The sequence below is a fragment of the Lunatibacter salilacus genome (assembly GCF_009797935.1).
GTDB classification, from domain to species: Bacteria; Bacteroidota; Bacteroidia; order Cytophagales; family Cyclobacteriaceae; genus Lunatibacter; species Lunatibacter salilacus.
In genome coordinates, this window is the sequence record NZ_VOLC01000003.1 from 256,425 (window position 1) to 278,624 (window position 22,200).

Annotated in this window: 14 protein-coding genes; 8 read left to right on the top strand and 6 right to left on the bottom strand. The window is 40.5% G+C overall.

From position 1 onward, the window contains the following. Position 1 precedes the first annotated feature (1 nt). From FQ608_RS06045 to FQ608_RS06075, 7 genes are all read left to right on the top strand, one after another. The gene (locus tag FQ608_RS06045) at positions 2-1,252 is read left to right on the top strand and encodes a porin (RefSeq protein ID WP_158856921.1); all 1,251 of its coding nucleotides are present in this window, start codon (positions 2-4) and stop codon (positions 1,250-1,252) included. A 1,505-nt stretch (positions 1,253-2,757) separates the two neighbouring features. Continuing rightward, positions 2,758-5,919 (top strand): AsmA family protein, encoded by a 3,162-nt coding sequence (locus tag FQ608_RS06050; protein ID WP_158856922.1) that lies wholly within the window; start codon positions 2,758-2,760, stop codon positions 5,917-5,919. Between the two features lie 148 nt (positions 5,920-6,067). After that, a complete protein-coding gene (locus tag FQ608_RS06055) occupies positions 6,068-6,268 on the top strand; it encodes a hypothetical protein (RefSeq protein ID WP_158856923.1) in 201 nt (66 codons plus the stop codon). A gap of 231 nt (positions 6,269-6,499) precedes the next feature. Beyond that, positions 6,500-7,876: a sigma-54-dependent transcriptional regulator gene (locus tag FQ608_RS06060; RefSeq protein ID WP_158856924.1), complete on the top strand. Its 1,377-nt coding sequence runs from the start codon at positions 6,500-6,502 to the stop codon at positions 7,874-7,876. Between the two features lie 103 nt (positions 7,877-7,979). Further along, positions 7,980-8,732, top strand: coding sequence for a sulfite exporter TauE/SafE family protein (locus FQ608_RS06065; RefSeq protein WP_158856925.1), 753 nt, complete (start codon positions 7,980-7,982; stop codon positions 8,730-8,732). Between the two features lie 10 nt (positions 8,733-8,742). Further along, positions 8,743-10,146 carry an ATP-grasp domain-containing protein gene (locus FQ608_RS06070; RefSeq protein ID WP_158856926.1) on the top strand — a complete coding sequence of 468 codons (1,404 nt, stop codon included), beginning with the start codon at positions 8,743-8,745 and terminating at the stop codon, positions 10,144-10,146. After that, positions 10,136-10,498: a response regulator gene (locus FQ608_RS06075; RefSeq protein ID WP_158856927.1), complete on the top strand. Its 363-nt coding sequence runs from the start codon at positions 10,136-10,138 to the stop codon at positions 10,496-10,498. The genes FQ608_RS06070 and FQ608_RS06075 overlap by 11 nt, the downstream gene beginning before the upstream one ends. Before the next feature lie 100 nt (positions 10,499-10,598). On the opposite strand, the gene FQ608_RS06080 is transcribed toward FQ608_RS06075, so the two are convergent. Next, on the bottom strand, positions 10,599-13,136 hold the full coding sequence (locus FQ608_RS06080) for an ATP-binding protein (RefSeq protein WP_158856928.1): 2,538 nt from the start codon (positions 13,134-13,136) through the stop codon (positions 10,599-10,601). A 181-nt stretch (positions 13,137-13,317) separates the two neighbouring features. Between FQ608_RS06080 and FQ608_RS06085 the strand changes: the two genes are divergently transcribed. After that, entirely contained in the window at positions 13,318-14,055 is a 738-nt protein-coding gene (locus tag FQ608_RS06085; protein WP_158856929.1) for an NYN domain-containing protein, read from the top strand. A gap of 36 nt (positions 14,056-14,091) precedes the next feature. Here the strand turns inward: FQ608_RS06085 and FQ608_RS06090 are convergent, their stop codons facing one another. The 5 genes from FQ608_RS06090 to FQ608_RS06110 all read right to left on the bottom strand — a co-directional run bounded on the left by FQ608_RS06090 (position 14,092) and on the right by FQ608_RS06110 (position 21,885). Further along, complete coding sequence (locus FQ608_RS06090; protein ID WP_158856930.1) at positions 14,092-14,673, bottom strand: DUF4136 domain-containing protein; 582 nt, start codon at positions 14,671-14,673, stop codon at positions 14,092-14,094. A 373-nt stretch (positions 14,674-15,046) separates the two neighbouring features. After that, complete coding sequence (locus FQ608_RS06095; RefSeq protein WP_158856931.1) at positions 15,047-16,720, bottom strand: ribulokinase; 1,674 nt, start codon at positions 16,718-16,720, stop codon at positions 15,047-15,049. Between the two features lie 123 nt (positions 16,721-16,843). Next, on the bottom strand, positions 16,844-18,217 hold the full coding sequence (locus FQ608_RS06100) for an MFS transporter (protein WP_234364087.1): 1,374 nt from the start codon (positions 18,215-18,217) through the stop codon (positions 16,844-16,846). A gap of 23 nt (positions 18,218-18,240) precedes the next feature. Next, complete coding sequence (locus FQ608_RS06105; protein ID WP_158856932.1) at positions 18,241-20,655, bottom strand: glycoside hydrolase family 31 protein; 2,415 nt, start codon at positions 20,653-20,655, stop codon at positions 18,241-18,243. A 207-nt stretch (positions 20,656-20,862) separates the two neighbouring features. After that, entirely contained in the window at positions 20,863-21,885 is a 1,023-nt protein-coding gene (locus FQ608_RS06110; protein WP_158856933.1) for a LacI family DNA-binding transcriptional regulator, read from the bottom strand. Positions 21,886-22,200: the final 315 nt, after the last annotated feature.

Consider the following 22,200-nt stretch of genomic DNA (forward strand, 5'->3'; position numbering starts at 1 on the left):
TATGTCTAAACTCTTTTCTATTCCTACCCAGGCTTTGATATTTCTGTATTTTGCTGCTTTTTTATCCGCAAAAGCTCAAGATACCCTATCGGTAGAAGAAAATCAGTTGATGATTGCCGCCCCGTCACAGTTTACCCAAGTGCCATATGTAACATTTGGAAAAGGAGTGGGATTAGTTTCGCCGGATAGCATTTTTTCGTTAAACATCCGTTTCAGAATTCAAAACAGGGCGGTTTTCAATTTTAAAGAAAAAAGTCACAATACTATAGAAGGGAAAGTTCGGCGACTTAGGCTTCGATTTGATGGTTTTGTCTATAGCCCGAAGATTTCATACGTTATCCAGTTATCCTTCACGCCTGAAGACATGGATTGGGAAAGGACGCAATTCCCCAATATATTGAGGGATGCCATGGTATTTTATCAGGTAAATGACAACTTAACCCTTGGAGCGGGACAAACTAAACTACCTGGAAATAGACAGCGGGTAAATAGCTCCGGGGATTTACAGTTTGTGGACAGAAGCATTGTAAATGCCACCCTCAATGTGGACCGTGACTTTGGCGTGCAGGCGAAATACACCCGCAGGCTGGTAAATGATTTTCACTATGTGTTGTTGGGGGCCATCAGTACGGGACAGGGGCGGAATTTTTATAGGGCGGTGTCCGAACTTTCCTACACGGGAAGGCTGGAACTGCTACCCTTTGGAATGTTTGAGGCCTTTGGAGATTATTTTGAAGGAGATCTGATGCGGGAGAAAACCCCAAAATTGTCGATAGGGATGACCGTAAACCAAAATTACAATACGCTTAGAACTGGAGGTCAAATTGGGGAACTCTTATATCAGCCCCGAGATATGGCTACCTATATGAGTGATTGGTTGTTTAAATATAGGGGCTTTGCATTTGCCAGTGAATTTTTATATCGAACTACTGACAATCCCTTAACCTTTAACGAAGAAAATGACATAAGGTACGTTTTTAAAGGACTGGGCCAAAACTATCAGGCAAGTTATATTTTACCCAATGACTTAGAATTTGCAGGAAGGTATACCAGGCTGGATCCCGGAGAAAGAATTAGGCAATATGAGCCTTCCGTACAGCATTTTACAGCAGGACTTACCAAGTACATCCGTGGTCATCGGCTAAAGCTGCAAAGTGATCTGACTTATGAACTTCTTCAGCCACATATGGAAATTGCAGGTTCGGATCGGAATACCTTCATACTAAGGTTTCAGGTAGAGTTGGGGATATAATAGGAAAGATTTCTTTTTCATAGTGTTATTATTGAGTATGTCCTCAAGAGAAAAGTAAATATTTCAATTCTACTCATCTACCATTGAAAAACGTATAAAAAAACTAGGATAGTGAATTTAAACTTGGAATATCTCCAAAACAAAGACGGATTTAATTAACGCTTAATTGTACGAGATACTATTCGATTGATTGGAAATATTAATCCTCACTCATTTTTTTGTTACATTTTTACATCCGGCGTATACTAATAATTATAGAATAGCCGCTCTCCAAATATGGAGAAATCCCTAAGTTGCGTGGATTGTTTTTATTTAGTGGAGTTTGAAATGCCGCCAATTGGGTAAGCTAATCCACCTTTAGTTAGTAAAAATAATCATATAAAAATATAATTTTCAGATTCCCATGATAAATTTATTTTAAATAATAGGTGGATATTTATTCATATTATGATACTGATAAAAAATATTAATTTTATTTTATGTTTAGCCCGGTTTTTGTAAAAGTTGTTTATTGAAATTTGACTAAAATATTGTCGCCTACATATGAACGTATTTGAAACATCAAACCAGATATTGCGTCTAAATAAGATAATAGATAAAATAGAAATTGAAATTAATTCCATCCGACAATCCATAGCGGCCTTGATGGCACGAATGGAACAAAATGAACGAACTATTTTCAATTGTCCCAGAGCTAGACTGAATACCCGACGTCGAATGGAAATCAATGAAATGAAAAGGGAGGTCTTGAAATATAGGCTGAAGATTATGGAATATGAGCGGAAATTAACAAAAAACAATTTCCTTAGACAGAGTAAAATTTCCACTCTTCCCATTCCTTCAACTACTCATGCCCCAAATCAGGAAAATTATTATTCTTTCGATTGGGTCGCTATTTTAAAGTTTGTTAATTAACAGGAGAACAATCTTGCCTGTCAAGATCTAAAGAGAAAACCTAACAGGTTTTCCATAAAACTAAATAAAAAAAGCCACCGAGCGTCTTTTAGAGAGCGGTGGCTTTATCTTTTAACAAAGCAACGTGTATATTAAAAAGGTTGGTGGTTAATAGATTATTACCTAAGATCGCAGTGTTTGCCTGCAATAGATGAAGAAAAATCCTTCAGGTTTTACCCGATCAATTCGGCAATTGACTGATTTTCAATAAATCTTGAGGGGTTGCCCATTGAAGGTATTGATTAAATATCACCTTATTCCCAACTGCATCGGCTACAAGTGCCTGAAATTTGCAGCACGGGTAAAGGTCTCACTGGGAACCTCTCCTGATGCTGGGTTTAGTTGGTTTTGACTTTTATAGACCGCAGTTTTTTGTACCTTATTTAAACAAGTTGTTGAAAGGAATCCACAGGAATAAATGATATTTGATTTGTAGAAATTGTCGATTCCTATGTGGCTATTGAGAACTGCGTGTTTAAACCAGGCGAAGGGTCATTTCGTAATGATATTTAGACCGAATTTTGTTTTTGTTACAGATTAGATACTTAAGCATGACGAAGAAAAAAAAATGGGTTATTGCGTCCACCTTGCTGCTCATTCCACTTTTTATTATGGGGGGTGCTGTTATAGCTGTCTATAAAAATCAGCGCTCGCTAACCCAAAAGGCAATAGAAAAGGTGAATGAGCAATTCACTGGGAAGTTGGTAGTAAACGATTCTTACATTTCACCTTTCGCCCAATTTCCCTATATCTCAATAGATCTTCGGGGAGTTCAATTTTTCGAAGATAAAGATATGCAGGCCCCTCCCATTTATGAGGCAGGAGATGTTTATCTAGGATTTGATTTGTGGGATATATTGCAGGGTGACTATCAAGTTAAACGCGTAAAAATCGCAAATGGACATCTTGACCTTATCAAATATGAAAATGGGGATATCAACTTGTTGCTGGCGAAAAATATCGTTGCGGATTCCACCGCTCAGGAATCAGAAGAATCGCTGGAATTTAATTTAAACGAACTTTCTTTAGTCAATTTTAACCTTTTTTTTGAAGATCATACGATGGACCAAACTCTTTCGGCAAACTTGGATGGGCTATCTGCTGCAATTCGCCTGACGGCTGAAGATATTTTTTTGGATTTAACGGCTAAATTAATTTTGGACTTGTATAGGGGAGATCAACCCACTTTTTTCTCCAATAAATCAATTGAACTGGACTGGGTAATGGATTTTCATCGGCTTGAGCAGGTATTGGAAGTGTTTCCGTCCAAATTACTTTTGGAGGAGTCATTATTTACGTTGGAAGGGAGTGTCGATTTGCGTAATGATCTTTATATGGATTTCAAATTATATGGAGAAAAGCCTGACTTTAATATTTTTGCAGCTTTTGCTCCAGCGGAAGTCGCCGGGACACTCAAAAGATATCAAAACGAGGGGGAGATATACTTTCTAGGGACGATAGAAGGAAAAGCAGGGAATGGCAATATGCCGGCTATTGCCGTGGAATTTGGGTGTGAAAATGCCTATTTTGTAAATATAGATATGGAAAAGCGTGTAGACGATCTGCGTTTCGCCGGATTTTTCACGAATGGGAAAGAGCGAAGCCTTCAGACCTCTGAGTTCCGGTTGACAAATTTTTATGCCAAACCGGAGGAGGGACTTTTCCAAGGACAGCTAGTGGTCCGAAATTTTGAAGACCCGTATATAAAAGTTAGTTTAAATGCGGATTTGGACTTACAGTTTTTGGGGCAATTTTTTGAAGTGGAAGGCTTACAAAGGATAACCGGGCAGATCCGGTTGGACATGGACTTTGATGAATTGATAGACATGGATATGCCTACCGAGGGACTGTCCCGGTTAAAAGAAGGCATCGACAGCGAATTGACGATATCAAATTTAAGCTTTACCATCCCGGATTTCCCGCTACCAATTACGAAAGCCAACGGGCATGCCGTCATGGAGGCAGGTAGAATCACCCTGGACTTCTTGAGGTTTACTGTTGGGGAATCTGATTTTGATTTTTCAGCAAGTCTCAGCGATTTTCCCTCCATTTTTCATAAAAAAAATAATGACGTAACGCTTACACTTAGTGCCAAATCTGACAAGATTGATGTCACACAACTCCTATCTTACGATTCTTTGCTTTCTAAATCCTTCGACGAGGAGATCACCCAATTTCAACTTAATTTGGGGCTTGATGCAAATGCCAGAGAGTTCACTTCTTTTAAGTATTTACCGGAAGGTGAATTTAGAATCGAAGATTTCTATGCCAAATTAAAGCATTATCCCCACCTTTTTCATGATTTTGATGCGCTAATCACTATTGAAGAAAACAACCTTAGTATCCAGGATTTTTCGGGTGAAATAGACGGAAGTGACTTTCACTTTTCAGGGCTAGTCCGTAATTATCCCAAATTGTTTCAGGATGTAAAAGTGGGGGATTCTACCATTGAATTTGACTTTGATTCTAAGCTTCTTAAGATGAAGGACCTACTATCCTACAAAGGTGAAAACTACTTGCCGGACGATTATAAGGAGGAAGAATTGACGGAAGTGGAATTAAATGGACGTTTAGAACTGCATTTTGACTCCGTATTCCAATCAGCCGATTTGACCGTGGAGAATTTGCAGGCGAAACTAAAAATTCATCCGCTTAAATTGGAGGACTTCAAAGGAAGGGTGCATATGGAGCAGGGAAACATCCTTGTCGAGGATTTTGGGGGCAAGATGGGTCAAAGTGACTTTGCAATTGATTTGGCTTATTTTTCGGGTACTGATGAAGCGTTGAAAAGTAGAGGCAATTATTTTGGATTGCGGGCAAAGTCCTTAGACCTTGATGCCCTTTTGAATTATAATCCCCAAGAAACCTCCCCAGTTTCGCATGCAGACACCTTTAACATCTTCGAACTGCCTTTTTCTGATATGCGCTTTGAGGCTTCGATTGGGCGACTTTATTACCATACCTATTGGCTGGAAAATGTACATGGAGGGATGAAAACGACAGCGGATCATTATCTTTATGTCGATACTTTACATTTTAACCTGGCAGAAGGGAGTTTGGGCCTGAATGGGTATTTCAACGGATCTGACCCATCCCACATCTACTTTAACAGTACCATGAAAGCGGAAAATCTTGATATCGATAAACTCATGATTAAGTTTGACAATTTTGGACAAGACGTCATGGTCAATGAGAACCTTCACGGAAAAGTAAGTGGAACCATCACCAGCAATTTTTTGGTCCACCCGGACTTAACTCCAATTATCGAAAAAAGTGATGCTGTCATGGATTTAACTGTTACTCAGGGAAGTTTGGTGAATTTCACGCCGCTGGAGGCAGTCGCTTCTTACTTCAAAGACAGAAATCTTCGCATGGTTAGATTTGACACCTTACAGAATACTTTTGATCTCAAAGATGGGGTTTTGAATATTCCCAAGATGAATATCAACTCCAGTCTGGGTTATATAGAACTCTCCGGAAAGCAAACCTTGGATTTGAAAATGGATTACTTTCTCCGAATACCGTTGGGTTTAGTTACACAGGTTGGATTTCGTTCACTTTTCCCGGGAAAGGAGAGAGAAGAGGTGGATCCTGAACGGGAGGACGCCATTGTTTTCCGGGACCAAAATCGAAGGGTTCGTTTTGTAAACCTAAACATTTCTGGAGATCCGGATAATTTTAATGTTTCATTGGGAAGAGACAAAGGCCAATAAATTCCGCCAAGATTGTGGATCACATCTACAATGTGTAGAATACATTCAACACCTCTAAAAGATTAGTAAACATTAACTATCTAAAAAACAACATGTTGTGATTCGGAATGTGGTTTGAATAAGGTTTATCAAATTAAAATCTACTGCCATGATCACACCTAATATACATATTGATAAAATAGACATAAAAAAATTCATTGTTGTTTTGATGCTAATGATCAGTTTTCTCGTTACCATATTGATTACTTGGACTAGGGTTCAATTTATTTATATCAATAATGGTCCAGAGACCGACAGTGTTTACATGGAAATGGTGGAGGATTGGAAAATGGCTGAAATGATGGAATAACGGAATTTGACTAATTTTAAAGCTTTCAGCTTTCTATAGGTGAAAACATAAATCATTTTGATTGCGAGGAAAATAAGGTAAATAGAAAGGATCATTTTGGTTATAGGGTTCTTCACTAAAAGTTAATTTAAGAAAAATTTGGGGGGTATTCATCGCATTCAACAAAATATTGGTATATTGATTTGGAAAAATCATTATTTAACCAGTTAACTTTGTATTAAAAATGCACTCATGAATAAAATTCTTTTAATAGAAGACGATTTAACTTATTCAAAAATTATAAAAAATTTTTTAGAGAAAAATAATTACGCAGTACATCAGGCATACAGTGTTTCTGATGGCTTATCGGCTCTCTCTCAAGGCGCTTATGATTTGATTATAACCGATTACAGACTTCCCGATGGTACCGGCATGGATATTTTGGAACGAACCATCAAACAACAAACCAATGTACCAATTATTTTGATAACAAATCACTCCGATATTAGAACTGCTGTCAAGTTCATGAAATTGGGTGCTTATGAATATATCACTAAACCCATTCAACCCGATGAACTGCTTCTGACCGTTAACAGTGCACTGTCCCAGCCGACGAAGGGAACAAATAAAGTTGAAAATCCCGAAGAATCTGATTCAGCAGGATTTAGTCCTTCGAATTTGGCCAATGTGGAGTATTTTGTGGGAAAAAGTCAGCTGTCAAAAACATTGGAATCCCATGTTGAACTTGTAGCACCTACTGACATGAGCGTTTTCGTATTTGGAGAAAGCGGTACCGGCAAAGAATTTATTTCCAAACGTATACATGAATTATCGGGAAGGAAGCATGGGCCATTTGTAGCCGTAGACTGCGGCTCGCTATCCAAAGAGCTTGCGGGAAGTGAATTATTTGGTCATGTCAAAGGCGCTTTTACAGGTGCTATTGATAATAAAAAGGGGCATTTTGAATCAGCTGAAGGGGGGACGTTGTTTTTAGATGAGATTGGCAACTTAAGTTATGAGATTCAGATCAAACTATTGAGAGCAATTCAGGAGAGGAAAATCCGAAAAATCGGAGGGAATAAAGATATTAGCGTAGATGTACGTATTATTGCTGCTACCAATGATGACCTTCTTGATAGTTCTAGAATAGGCCATTTCAGAGAAGACCTATATCATCGTCTGAATGAGTTTAGCATAAAGGCATTGCCACTTAGAGAGCGGCAAGAAGATTTACTATATTTTGCGGCATTGTTTTTAGCCAAAAGCAATGAGTTGCTCAGCAAGAATGTCGCTGGGTTTAGTAAGGAAGTCGTGCATATTTTTAAAACTTACTCTTGGCCTGGTAACCTTCGTGAATTGAAAAATATCATTAAGCGTGCAGTGCTATTGACGGGCGAAGGGTTTGTCCAACCGTCCGCAATTCCAGAGGAACTAGCCCAGCAGGAAATGGTGGAAACGGAGGGGGATTCTACAATAGGTCTAAAGCAATCCTTTGAGGAGAAAGAAAAAGCACTTATTGAGAAAGTGCTTATAGAGACTAAATTTAACAAGTCCAAAGCAGCCAAAATTTTAAATATGGACAGAAAAACCTTATACAATAAATTAGATAAATATCAGATAGCCTATTGATAATTATATTGATAAAATCCTTGACATAATGTTTATTAGGCTATTATAATTTTTGGCATAGATTTTCGTCCAAACTATCATTCACCAGTAACAATTAATATTCATGACTTTGTTTTTCGTTTTACTTGGTGCTTTCGTCGTTTTTGTGTTGAGTACACTGAGTGGAGGAGGAGCCAGTTTATTGTTGATGCCATTGGTGGCGGTAGTGGTTGGCGTAAGGTCTGTTGCGCCTGTAATGACCATCAGTATTGGGCTGGGTAGTATTTCAAAAGTGGCTCTGTTTTGGAAACATATAGATTGGAAACTATTCCGATGGCTTTTCCCATCTACTATAATTGGATCCATACTGGGTGCAAATATGTTTGCCATACTTTCTACGGAGTATCTACAATTGTTGATTGGTTTGTTGCTGATTTCGACTGTCTTTCAATTCAACCAAAAAGACACCCCGTCCAAGTTTGAAATTAAAGCTTGGCATTTCGCTCCTATGGGCCTTGTAGTTTCCTTCTTATCCGGCCTAATAGGCGGGGTAGGGCCGCTGATGAATTCCGCCTATCTTAGCTATGGGATCTCGAAAGAGTCGCTATTGGGAACACGCTCTGCCAATGCCATTTTGCTGCATTTGACCAAAATCGTCAGCTATGCGTATTTGGGGTTTGTCAATGCTGAAGTTATAAAATACGGGGTTATGATAGGGCTAAGTTCTATTGTGGCTGTTTATGTAGGCAGAATTATTCTGGGAAAAATGTCACCCCTTATTTTCCGGAAAATTGTCGTAGTCAGTATGGTCATAAGTGGCTGCCTCATGTTATGGAAGAATATTCCCTTTATTCAAGAATTATTACACAACGTTTGAACATAAAAAAATGAAATTATCCATATCACCAAAAGTTCACCTGGTAGAGCCAGGGGATTTTGAACCTACTGATCATTGGTACCCACGGGTGCTTAATTCTGCCATTCATCCGCTAGTTGCCTATTTTTTGAACCTTTCTAACCGTCAAATTCAGGAGCGATATTGCCGGCTAAATCCCGGATCCAATGCCGAATCGGTAACCAAATTGCTTGCTTATCAGCCCAAATATTTCCGTTGGTCCGGTACGGATCTGATGCATGTTACAAACCACGAGGGCAACCGGAAATTGACTGTGATAGAAACAAACAGTTGTCCTTCCGGCCAAAAATCCATGCCCATCTTGGAAATGAATGCTACAGAGGGCGGTTACAAAAGGTTGATTGAAATGACTTTCAAACCCATGGTAGATGCTCATCGGGAAACTGGTGCATTGGCTGTCATCTATGACAAAAACCCCATGGAAAACATTGGCTATGCAGCCACTATTGCCGATGTTTTTGGTGAAGATGTGTATTTGGCCAAATTTGACGAAAAAGACCCGGAGCCGCCAGTTAAATTTAAAGATGACAAATTGTACATAAGTGGTGCAGGTGGAGAATGGATGGAAATCAGGGCTGCATTCCGGTACGTAACCCAAAACCCCTGGAATAGAATTATAAAAAATAGCCGTACCTTGTTACTGAACCCCATAGAGGCCTGTTTGGCAGGAGGTAGGAACAAAGATGTAGCAAGTGTGGCTTATGATCGGTTCAATGCTGAGTTTGCCGATAAAGGACTTTCCATCTTCACGCCTACTACCTACCGTGGCGTTCCATACGAGAAGTTGGAAGACTCCTTTCATACCCTTGGAGGATCTATGGTAATCAAGGTTCCAGACAGTAATGCCGGACAGGGCGTGTATACCATCATTAATGAGGAAGAGTTGAAGAAAGCACTGGAAGAACTTGGGGAAAATGCAGGCGACCCGTATATTGTCCAGCAGTTGATCGCCAGCAATTTTATCGAAGGTACTGATCCGACAAAAAACTGGTACCATGTGGGTACTTTGCCGGATACGAAAGGTAGGAGCTATGCCTTTGATATCCGAATGATGATGCATTCAACGAGTGAAGGAATGCGTCCATTGGCAGCATACTCAAGGAGGGCCAAAATCCCCTTGAATCAGCCCATTCCAGAAGGTATGGATTCGTGGGATATGTATGGCACGAATCTTTCCGTCAAGGGAGAAGACGGCTGGACCTATGCGGATGAACGGTTAATGCTGTTTGATCTTCGCAATTTTGGGCTTTTGGGATTGGGAATTGATGAGCTGATCCAGGGATTTCTGCAAAGTGTCATGGCCGTCTATGCCATCGATCAACAAGCTATTCGAAAATTTGAACCAACCTTAACGAAAATATCCCATGGACAATAAGATAAGTAAAATCCTCATCGTAGAAGATGACGTCGTATTTTGCAAGATGCTAACTAGATTTTTGAGCAAGAATGGGTTTGGAGTTTCTGATGCCCAAACTGCCAAATCTGCTTATGGAATCCTTGAAGAAGACTCTTTTGATTTGGCCATTTTGGATTATCGGCTTCCGGATGAAAATGGAATCGATATATTAAAGAAAATCAAAGCTTCCTATCCCGAAACCAAAGTAATGCTAATCACCAGGTTTTCGAATCAGGAAGTTGCTAACGAGGCACTTCAGGAAGGTGCGGATGCCTATGTAAGCAAGCCCATAGATCCAAAGGAGCTACTTGAACAAATTAGAATGATGTAAAAATAAAAATAGGAAAACAAAAATAATAAAGGGAATGAACTCATCAACTGATGAACTCATTCCCTTTTTTTTGGCTATTATAATAGCCAAAACTATGAAATCATTCTGAGATGAAGGGAACTGAATTATTGCTATCCATCACCATCTGATCCAAAACAACATTAGTTTCTAAAACGATTTCAGTCACTAAACTTCCAACATTTTCTCTATTATTCGCCTTCAATTGATCTTCTAAATGGCGTGCTTTAGAGCCAGACTCAATTTTAAACTGCGATAATCTGCTTGCTAACTGATGGGCAATTTCCCGAACTTGATCATAATCGCCGGATCGAGAGGAGCTGTCTAGTCGTTTTAAATCAGTACGTGTATGCGTATAGAAATCTTCCACCAATTCTTGTAACATCTCATCATCACCCATGCAAAATTTTGCGATTTCAGCCAAATCATATGGTCGATTCTCCATTCGCTTTTTTGTCATTGAATGTTGATTTAAGTTTGACAGCTTTTTATTCACAAGATTTACATGGGACATCATTTGCTTTATGAGTTGTTTTTCTTTAAACGGCTTCAGGATCAGTCCGGTAAATCCTACTTCCTGAAGAGATTCTCTTTCTTTTGCATAGACATTTGCTGTCAGAGCCAGTACTGGAAGATCCTTATACGCTGGTTTTTTCTTGATCCAGCGAAGCGCATCGTATCCACTTACTTCCGGCATTTGGATGTCAAACATGGCTAAATCGTAGTGATCTTCCTTGAAATTTGCTACAAGTTCCGAACCTCCTAGATGGCTACTAACTTTTGCACCAAGTGAACTGAGGAGGTGCCTGGTGAATTTGAGCACAATAGGATCGTCATCTACCAGAAGGATGTGCAGACTATCCAACGAGTAGTCATCAATCTCCCGCACATCTTTTTTGTATTCAGGTTCGACGGTTTCCATGGGCAGGCAGACCTCAAAGGTTGACCCTACACCAACCTCACTTTTTAGATTCAACTTACCATGCATAATTTCAGTTAATTTTTTAACAATCGTTAATCCCAACCCGGTGCCGCCATATTTGCGGGTGATGGCCCCGTCCCCTTGGTTGAATTCAGCAAATATTTTTTCCTGAACTTCCGGGCTCATCCCCATACCCGTATCGGTAACTTTTATCAACAGCTCGTTTTCCGGATTGTAGGAGATTGTCAGAGAGACTTCTCCCTCCTCTGTAAACTTCAACGCATTGGAGAGTAGGTTATTCATAATCTGACGGATACGCAATTCATCTCCCAATAGCCACTTCGCTTGAGGCAAATCCATATAAAGTGACAATGCCAAGCCTTTGTCCATCGCTTGATTATTGTAAAATTCCTTAGTTTTTTCGAAAAGTTCTTTTGGATCAAAGGGGGCTTCATGGACATTGATTTTCCCTGCTTCCAATTTTGAAAAATCCAAAATATCATTGACTACTCCCAAAAGAGTATCAGAAGCAAAATTGGACATCTTTAGGTATTCGCGTTGTTCTTCATTAAGCGGGGTTTTCTCCAAAACCTCATGATATCCCTGAATGACGTGAAGCGGATTCCTGATTTCGTGACTCATATTTGCCAAAAATTCCTGCTTTGCTTTAGCTAGATTATCAGATTTTATTTTGGCTTCTTCCAGTTTGGAATGATAGGTTTCCGCCTTGTTTATTTCCTTGATAATGCTGAAAATAAAGGCGGCAGAACCTATTACACCCAGAAGAGTGAGTACGGCCAATAAAATAGACAATTGATAGGTTAGGTCATAAGCGGCACTATTTTCTGCTCTTGATGTCCTTAGTGCCTCGTTTTGCAGAGATGTAATGATATCCTGAATAAAGAATATCAACTCTCTATTCTTTGCGGTAAGTTGTTGCTCTAGATTCGCAAGGCGTGACCGAAGTTGACGCTCTTCATTGGTAAGCTCCAAAATATAGTTTTTTACCACTAATAGAACAGAATCAGCAACCGAGGTTTTTTCCGCTTTGGCAGTATCCTGAGCTTCTAAGTTAGTCTCTAAATAGTCAAAGAAAGCTTCGAAGTTTCTTCTCTCAGAGCGGGAAAGCTCTAATTTACCAGCGGAAGGTTGTCTACGGATATCAGTAAAAAGAGGTATGGTGTCGGGAGATCGATTTGTGGGGTTAAGTCTGGAATACAGATTATCAATATCCTGTAATGAGCGGCGTTCTTTTTGTCGTTGGATTCTACGCTCTATATTGTCAAGTGCTTCTTTGCTAAAATCTCTTCCGCTTAAGCTCCCCTTGACTTCTGATAGATTGTTATGAACTTCCAGTAACTCCTCAATATTGTAGCGAATGCCAGTCAACTTATAAATCTCTATCGGATCCTGAGAGTTTTCCTCCAACTGGTCAATTCGTTGTTCAATTTTTTCCAAATAATTCAGGGAGTCAGGTATAACTTCATTCTCTCCGATCAAATAGCCGGTTCTGTCTAATCTATAGACATCAGAAAGTAGGCGGTTGTACTCGATCAAACGTTCATTAGGCTCGGAAAGGGTGTCTACGGATTCGAGCAGATTTTTCACACTGAAGTAAGTGAGTGTACTTACTCCAGCGATAAGTGAAATGGCCAAAATAAAGCCGGTTACCACTTTCTTACGGGTATCGAATTTCATTGCGTATAAATTTATATTACTCAGTCAAAAATTATACCACCCATTTACTTCCAAATTGAAAATTAGTAATCGTAGCTTCGATAGGCTTCTTTTGAATCAAATGATGGCCCTAGTTATAAGAAAAACGGCTTCTATTTAATACCTTCGTGTTCAACACCAAAAAGCGATCAGCGCATTACCTATGAAGACAGATCATAATTTGGCCGTTTTAATAGACGCAGACAATGTGCCGGCCCAGCAAATAAAGGAAATGATGGAGGAGATTGCCAAATATGGCAATCCGACAATCAAGCGGATTTATGGTGACTGGACAAAGCCGAACTTAGGGAAATGGAAAGGGGTGCTTTTGGAAAATGCCATCAACCCGATTCAACAATATGGGTATACAGTGGGGAAAAATGCCACAGACTCTGCTATGATAATTGATGCGATGGATATTCTGTATGCGGAAAAAGTTGACGGGTTTTGTCTGGTGTCAAGCGATAGCGATTTTACCCGTTTGGCGACCCGCCTTCGGGAGGCGGGAATGCTTGTAATCGGTTTGGGTGAAAAGAAAACCCCAGATCCATTTATTGTGGCCTGTGATAAATTCATCTATCTCGAAATCCTCCGCCAAGAGGACCCGGAGGGATCGAAACCAACGAATAGCCCTGGAAAACAGGTGGATAAAATAAACATGAAAGTCATTCGACTAATCACCGCCACTATATCCGACTTGGCGGATGATGACGGTTGGGCGTTTTTAGGTGAAGTAGGAAATTTGCTTCAAAAAAAGCAACCGAATTTTGATGCAAGAAATTATGGGTTTCCTAAACTAACCCCGCTTATCGCTTCAATTGGCAAATTTGAAGTGGAAGAAAGAGAACAACAAAAAGGCAGGCATAAATTAATTTATGTGCGAAACAAAGTTGCCCAGTAAAAGAAAAAAGCCCGACCAATTTGGTCGGGCTAGATATTAATTTTGTTGCGTTAGTATCTTAAATTGGTCCATTACTTTATATGTAGCCCTGGTTAGGTCTATATTGATATTTGGTGATTCGTAGTCAAAATAGGCATTCGTATAACCCTGCCAAACAGTATTGCCCTTTTTATGGTCGATAACCAATACAACAAGCATTCCATCATTTTGGGTATATTTGACAGCATTGTAATTTTCCCGCATTTTTTCTCTTGCAATGCTATCCGGTTCATCTTCAAGCAACTCAATTCCTTGTTTTTTCAACCAAAAATCAAAATCAGGTTGATTGTATCCCCTATACCTGACTTCTGATTGGTATAATTTGTAAATAATCAACAAATCTGGATTGTTGTCCTTCAATCTAAACCCCTGCGAACCTAGTCGTGAGGATATAGTTTTTTCGATAACGCCGCTAAGGTCGGAATTGTTTCTGCCGTCTTCCTCAACAAAACCGAAGGTTTTATATTTCTTGAAAGCTCCGCGATAGTTGTAATCATATTCGGCTACAAAGTCCCGTTGGGATAGACAGGCTGAACATAGGATCAGCAAAACAATGATGAAGGTGTTTAAATTTTTCATACATGTTTATTTTGAAGGGTAAATTTTATTTATAGAAAATACGTTTAAAGTTTCTTTTTTAGATTTAGCGTAAATAGGTTTTTGATGGAATTAATATTCCGGCTGTCATTTTAACCACCTAAGTTATTTTTTGTTTTAGAAATTCCCAATAGATAATATTAAGTTAATTTTAAGGAATTCCGATTCATTATGCAAATGAAATTTACTTTAATATTTATCGGAGGTTTTTTGTTTTGGATTAATCTTGTCAAAAAATGCTAAAGCGCCTATTTTGGACTTTTTTTGAATGCTTAAAATGAAATAAGCCACTAATTTTTAAATAGTGGCTTATTCTTGAACTGGCTGATTATTTTTAAATTAGAGAAAGATTCTCTTATTCGTGTTTCGTGGCATTTTCCACATAATTCCCAAATTTGAGATACTTGTTGTATATACCTGCGTAGTTATCAGCTAGTTGCCTTTCGGGTTGGTATACATGATCAAACCCGTTTCCCATGCGTAAAATGGCAGTGGCTACATCTGGATGGATGGAAGCGGCAACAGCTGCGTACATAGCCGCACCCAAGGCGGGTGCTTGCTCGGAAGTCGCAACTTTGATAGGCATGCCCAAGACATTGGACATTGTTTGCATCACAAGTGGTGACTTTTTAGCAACTCCTCCAAGGCCTACAATTGTATTAATTTCAATTCCTTCCTCTTTAAATCGCTCAACGATACTTTTAGAGCCAAAACAAATAGATTCCACCAGAGCTTTCAGTATTCTCGGCGCATCGGTGCCCATGGTTAGCCCCATGATGGCTCCTTTAAGTGACTGATTGGCATCCGGAGTTCTTCGTCCGTTGATCCAATCCAAAGCCAACGGCATCGTTTCGTCTGGGGGAAGCTGTAGTGCTTGATTGGACAGATGAATAAGGAGCTTATTTTCCAATTCCTCAACCAGGCTGGTTTTTTGAGCGGGCGAAAGAGACTGATTTTCTTCTATCAGCTGCCCAATCGGTTGGATTAGGAGGTTCTTAAACCAAGCCAATACATCGCCAAATCCAGACTGACCGGCTTCCAAGCCGACTGTTCCCGGCACAACTGAGCCGTCTACTTGTCCGCATATGCCTTTAACTAATTTATCTCCCAGATTGTCATACGAGGTGACCATAATGTCACAGGTAGAGGTCCCCATTACTTTTACGAGTGTATTGTCGGTCACCTCTCCGCCGACTGCACCTGCATGGGCATCAAAGGTGCCTACGGCAACGACAGTAGAAGTAGTTAGACCGAGTTTTTCTGCCCATGGTTCAGACAGATTGCCGGCTGGTTTATCCGAGGTGTAGGTTTCCGTATAAAGCCTGTCTTTTAAATCAGCGAGGTGGGGGTTTAGTTGTCCCAAAAATTCTTTGGAAGGAAGTCCTCCCCAGCTTTGGTGCCAAAGGGCCTTATGGCCAGCCGCACAGCGGCTTCTTTTGAAAGTCAGCGGATCTTCGGAACCTACAAGAGAGGCTGTGATATAGTCGCAGTGCTCCATCCAAGAATAGGCTGCATTGGCAATTTCGGGATCCTTTCTGGTAATGTGGAGGATTTTTGACCAAAACCATTCGGACGAATAGATGCCTCCTTCAAACTGGGTATAATCCATTCCACCCCACGATCTTGCCAGTTGATTGATTTCTTCCGCTTCCGCAATGCCTGTGTGGTCTTTCCACAACACCATCATGGCATTTGGATTTTCAGAATATGGGGGATTCATGGCAAGAGATTGGCCGTTTTTATCCACCGCCATTGGCGAGGATCCTGTGGTGTCAACGCAGATGCCTTTAATTGCTTTCGCATCTACGCCACTTTTTTCAACGACCCCTATAATAGTCACTTCTAACCCTTCCAAATGATCCAATGGATGCTGTCTAAACTGATTACTCGTAGGATCGCAATATTTCCCCTGTTTCCACCTGGGGTAAATAAATACTTCACTGGCAATTGTTTTTCCATTTTGGGCGTCCACCAGGACAGACCGTACCGAGTCTGTCCCAAAATCCACTCCGATTACATAGTTGCTCATGCTTTTTTGTTGGGCTTGATGATTGATTTTTCAGAAAGATTGCTTGTTGGCAGGTATACCTCCTAACCTGCAATTTAGGCCTATTTTACACTTTCACCCAAGGAAAAATAGATAATGTGAATTTTACAAATCTTCGATCTCTTCTATGTTATGAATATCATCTTTATCTTCCACAAAAAACACGGCTGCAGCCGCAAAAAGCAAGATCAAGCCCGCAGAAACTAGCGCAAATATGGCCTGTCCGCCGTATAGATGCTTGACCAAAAGACCACCCACAAAACCATTGATAATTTGAGGTGCGGTGATGAAAAAGTTAAAGATACCCATGTAAACGCCCATTTTCAGCATGGGTATGGATCCTGCTAATATTGCGTAAGGCATGGAAAGTATACTGGCCCATGCCATCCCGACGCCAATCATGGAAAGATTAAGCAGCCATTTCATCGAAGGATCAGTAATCAAATAAACAGACATCAGACCTAGGCCACCTGCGATAAGGCAGGTAGCATGGGTGCCTTTTCGACCTATTTTTGCTGCTATAAAGGGTAACATAAAAGCAAATACAGCGGAAACTAAATTGTATACCCCGAAAATAACGCCCACATAATTGCCTGCTTCGTTAAATTCCAAAGAGCTGTTGTCTGTACTGGGTAATCTCCAGACATGCTGCGCCAATGCGGGGGTGGTAAAAACCCACATGGAGAACAAAGCGAACCAAGAGAAGAATTGCACCAGCCCGAGCTGTTTCATGGTTCGTGGCATGTTGGCAAAATCGCTAAAAATATCGGTTAGGCCTGCTGATTTTACCGTTTTTTCAGAACTGCTATTTTTTTCGAACGTTTCAGGAGGTTCCTCAGTAGTCCTTAGAACAGTCCAACAAATAGATCCTACCAGAACAGCCGCACCTATGACAAATGACCAGATTACATTCGAAGGAACTTCACCCGTCTCCGCCAAGGTGGAAAACCCCAGCCATTCGGTCAGCACATAGGGTAGCCAAGAACCCAAAACAGCACCGATTCCTATCAAGGCGGTCTGGACAGAAAACCCCAAGGTACGCTGATCTGTGGGAAGCTTGTCCGCGACAAGTGCGCGAAACGGCTCCATGGCTACATTAAAAGAAGCATCCATGATCATCAAAAAACCTGCCCCCACCCATAAAGAAGGGATAAAGGCGACTAGTATCGACGCATTAGGCAAAAATACCAGCCCCAGAGCAGCCAAGATAGCTCCGGTCAGAAAATAAGGCCTACGACGGCCAAGTCTTGTCCAAGTCCGGTCGCTGTAATAGCCAATGACAGGTTGCACAAGCATCCCTGTGATAGGAGCGATCAGCCAGAAGAGTGACAGATGTTCTACATCAGCACCAAACGTCTGGAGAATTCTACTGGCATTGGCGTTTTGCAGCGCAAAGCCCATCTGAATACCCAAAAATCCAAAACTCATGTTCCAGATTTGCCAAAAATCCAGTCGAAGCTTCGTTGAAGATTGATGCATAGATGGTTTAAAGATATAAAAATTTATACTAACTGGATGATAACAGGTTCTTTCGAGTGTTTAATGTGGATGAAAGAAACTTGTTTACAAGTATGAAACGGATGTTTGTCACTTGGTAGCGGGTCAAAATCGCTGATTTTTTTCAAGTAAGTCACATCCTGTTTTTCCAACGATATATTTTTTCCGTCTACATTGGCCATATTTTGTTCAAATCCATGAAAATAAAGGGTGAGGTTTGCATATCGGCTATCCAAAGTTCCCTCTGAAGTGGCCACCGTCACTTCATTGGAATCGGAATTGAGTACAATTTCCCTTTTAAAATACGCACCATCTTGAAAATCCATCCCGTCACCGGCATCTTCATAGTGTGAAAAACGGGTAATCCCAGAACCTTTGTACACATGAATGTATAAAGACCCCGACTCTAAATGACCAGTGTGTTGGATGCTATCCTGAAGGGTAAGTATCGCACCCCCTTTTACAAAAACCGGTAAATAGCTTAGCGGACAGTCCACATATACTTCCTGATTTCCCGTATATAATTTGTCGGTATAAAAATAATACCAAGAGCCTTCGGGAAGATATCCTTTGGTAACTTCTTTAAAACTTGCAACTGGGATGATCAAAAGACTATCGCAGCAGAGGAATTGATTTTCATACGATTTCTCATAGATATTGTCATCAAAAGGAAAATCTATTGCTAAGCTTTTCGAAACTGGAAGTCCTGTCAGGTGGCTTTTATAGAAGGCCGAATAGAATAGGGGAAGTAATTTATACCTTAATTTAATGTAGTTTCTAGATATTTCCTCCACTTCTTCGCCAAAAGACCAGGGCTCCGAGCCTGTACTGTTAATCATGGAATGTGCCCGAAACAAAGGGGCAAATGCCGCAATACTTATCCAGCGTGCATACAAAGGGGGAGGGGTGTTGCCCTCAAATCCTCCTATGTCGTATCCTGCAAACGAGACACCGCTCAGACCCAAACTATTTACCAATCTAATACCCAATAACATGTGGTCGTTATTGGCCACGTTATCTCCAGTCCATACCGCGGCTGTTCGTTGTATGCCTGCAAATCCTGAACGGGTAAGGACAAATGGCCTCAGGCTATCCCTTAAGTCTTTTGCACCCTGTTGCGTACTTCTGGCCATTTGCATACCATATACATTTCTTCCTTTGCGATGAGTTGCTTTTTGACCCTCGTAGTCAAATTCGACTAAGTTTGGCGTATGTTGCCCCCAACAAGCGGGTTCGTTCATGTCTGTCCAGAAACCGTCTACTCCCAAATCAGTGTAGAATGCCATTTTTTCTGCCCACCATTTCCTGGTTTCAGGTTTTGTAAAATCCGGAAATGTACACCAACCCGGCCAAACATGGCCCTCATAGTCTGACCCGTCCGGATATTTTAAATATAAATCCTTTGCCTTTCCCTCCAAATAGGGAGCATAACCTGCCTCGACTTTTATACCGGGATCCAATATCACCACTATCCTAAACCCCTTGTCTTTTAATGTTTTGATCAAGGCCGCCGGATTAGGGAAGTTTTTACCATCAAATGTAAAAACTTTATAGTTTTCCATGTAATGGATATCCAGGTAAATTACATCTGCAGGAATGTCCTTATCCCGGAAGGTTTCCGCCAACCTAAGCACATCCCGGTCTGGATAGTAAGAATACCTGCATTGCTGAAAACCCAATGCCCACATAGGTGGCATTTCCATTTTTCCTGTCAGGGACGTGTAAGAAGTTATGATATCTGAGACATTTTTCTCGTGAAAAAAATAGTAATCCATATCCCCATCTTCCGCACTAAAGTAGCTGTATTTGTTATTGCTTGCTCCAAAATTGAAAACCGTTTTATGTGTATTGTCAAAAAACATCCCATAGCATCTTTCATGATGCAGGCCGATGTAAAAGGGAATGGAGATGTAAAGAGGGTCAGAGTTTTTCCCATAAGCAAAATGATCGGTGTTCCAGTTAGTGTAAGCCTTGCCCCAGCGGTTTAATCCCCCGGTCTTTTCTCCTAAACCGATAAATTTCTCCCATTGTTGCAGCTTTTTATACGAACTCACTTCTGTTCCCTGCCAGGATATGCCGAAGTTGGGGTCGTCTTCACTCAAAACTGTACCCGTTTTATCCAAAAAAGTCAGGGAAAAGTTTGACCGTCGGATTTTCACGCTGACAGTTTTTGTTATGAGATAAAGAAATTCATCCGTTTCCTCAAATTCAAAATTGGTTACCTGAGGATTTAAAATGACACTATAGGGGTTAGGAGCAAAGGACTGTTCACGGGATACTTGGACCCGAATTAGACCCTCTTGATAGACAGTTAATTTGAAACTGGCACTGGCAGTCTCTCCTTTGATACCATTTTCTGTCAATAAAAAATACTGAATGGGCCCCGCCGTTTGGGTAGTGTTTTTGGTTTGCGTGATCATGATATTTTGTTCAGATTTTCGGGAATTCTAAATGTTAATTGTCAGTGTGTTCGTACTGAAAACGAAGCCAATTTAGAAAGGAAAATGAAAGGAAAAAATTCATTGGCAAGAACGGATAGGTAGATCTTGGTTTTATTTTAGTGATATTTGGTAAAAATGTTAGCTTTCTCTACTATTCAATCGTTTGCGTAAAAAAACACGTATTTTTTATTTTTTTCTTTGGGAAGAAGCTCTAGGAATCAATGCTGTAGGCAAAACTTCGGTTGTCGGGTTATATTTTCCACTTTCAATACATTGCAGAAGAAGGGAAACTGCCCGGCTCCCCATTTCAAAACCTGGCTGCGCAACCGTAGTCATAGGTGGCGCAATCATGGAACTAAACTGCCAGTTGCTAAAACCAACAACCCCGACCGTTTCCGGAACAGAAATTCCAAGCGCTTTCAACGCCTCTATGGCCCCCGCCGCAGCCATGTCGTTGGATGCGAAAACCGCATCGGGCCTATCTGTTCCTGAGAAGAGTAGCGAACAGTGGGTTTGACTTTCTTCCAAGGTACCGTTTGGACAGGGGATAATTCGGTCTTCTCTAACGGGTAGACCGGCGTCTTGAAGGGCTTTACGATACCCGGATAATCGCTGCTCTGATATTTTCAGATTTTTTGGTCCTGCCAAATGGAGCACATCCCGATACCCCTGTAATATGAGATGGGCAACAGCGTCGTAAGCCCCCATAAAGTCATCCACAATTACACTGACTGTATTTTCAATTTCTGGTAAGCGGTCAAAAAAAACAATGGGGAAATTCCTGTCCAGTAGCCGCTTAAAATGTGAAAAATCCTTGGTCTCCCTGGAATGGCTTACCAAAAGCCCATCAATTTGACTGGAAATCATGGTGTCAACCATTTTCACTTCCCGCTCATATTGCTCATTAGTTTGGCAAAGGATGACATTGTACCCATTGACAAGCGCCCCTTCCTCTATGCCACTTATGACGGTTGAAAAAAAGAAATGCACCACTTCAGGTACTATAACTCCTAAGGTAAAGGATTTACTTTGCCGCAAACTTAAAGCAACAGCGTTGGGTCGGTAGTTTAATTCTTCCGCAAGGTCCTTTACTTTTTTCCTGGTTTCCTCGCTGATACCCGGGTAATCCTTCAGTGCCCTGGAAACCGTGGATGGAGACACGTTGAGTGCTTTGGCTATGTCTTTTATAGTTGCCTGACCTAAATTCATTTGTAGGGTTTTTCTAAGTTTTTTTTGATTTTCGGCCCTTTTCAGATCGATGTACAAGTTAGATATCTTTTCCCATCATGATGCCTTATTTTTAAAAAAGTGTTCGCCACCGGTCAAAAAAATTCCATTTACGCAAACGTTTGCGGTGACGATTGCATAAAAAAAATCGATAAAATTTTAGAATATTGAAGCTTTGAATCTTGAAAACTGAAAAAATTATTATAAACTGAATATGGAAACAGTTTTATATTATCGATAGTAAAGCTAGTTGATATAAAATAAACTATAAACAATTGTACTATATCACTTGTTCTA

Excerpts from the sequence above, each read along its gene's own strand:
- FQ608_RS06050 (WP_158856922.1), top strand. The coding sequence starts at position 2,758 with ATGACGAAGAAAAAAAAATGGGTTATTGCGTCCACCTTGCTGCTCATT.
- FQ608_RS06105 (WP_158856932.1), bottom strand. The coding sequence starts at position 20,655 with ATGATCACGCAAACCAAAAACACTACCCAAACGGCGGGGCCCATTCAG.
- FQ608_RS06070 (WP_158856926.1), top strand. The coding sequence starts at position 8,743 with ATGAAATTATCCATATCACCAAAAGTTCACCTGGTAGAGCCAGGGGAT.
- FQ608_RS06095 (WP_158856931.1), bottom strand. The coding sequence starts at position 16,720 with ATGAGCAACTATGTAATCGGAGTGGATTTTGGGACAGACTCGGTACGG.
- FQ608_RS06085 (WP_158856929.1), top strand. The coding sequence starts at position 13,318 with ATGAAGACAGATCATAATTTGGCCGTTTTAATAGACGCAGACAATGTG.
- FQ608_RS06065 (WP_158856925.1), top strand. The coding sequence starts at position 7,980 with ATGACTTTGTTTTTCGTTTTACTTGGTGCTTTCGTCGTTTTTGTGTTG.
- FQ608_RS06080 (WP_158856928.1), bottom strand. The coding sequence starts at position 13,136 with ATGAAATTCGATACCCGTAAGAAAGTGGTAACCGGCTTTATTTTGGCC.
- FQ608_RS06055 (WP_158856923.1), top strand. The coding sequence starts at position 6,068 with ATGATCACACCTAATATACATATTGATAAAATAGACATAAAAAAATTC.
- FQ608_RS06075 (WP_158856927.1), top strand. The coding sequence starts at position 10,136 with ATGGACAATAAGATAAGTAAAATCCTCATCGTAGAAGATGACGTCGTA.
- FQ608_RS06100 (WP_234364087.1), bottom strand. The coding sequence starts at position 18,217 with ATGCATCAATCTTCAACGAAGCTTCGACTGGATTTTTGGCAAATCTGG.
- FQ608_RS06060 (WP_158856924.1), top strand. The coding sequence starts at position 6,500 with ATGAATAAAATTCTTTTAATAGAAGACGATTTAACTTATTCAAAAATT.
- FQ608_RS06045 (WP_158856921.1), top strand. The coding sequence starts at position 2 with ATGTCTAAACTCTTTTCTATTCCTACCCAGGCTTTGATATTTCTGTAT.
- FQ608_RS06110 (WP_158856933.1), bottom strand. The coding sequence starts at position 21,885 with ATGAATTTAGGTCAGGCAACTATAAAAGACATAGCCAAAGCACTCAAC.
- FQ608_RS06090 (WP_158856930.1), bottom strand. The coding sequence starts at position 14,673 with ATGAAAAATTTAAACACCTTCATCATTGTTTTGCTGATCCTATGTTCA.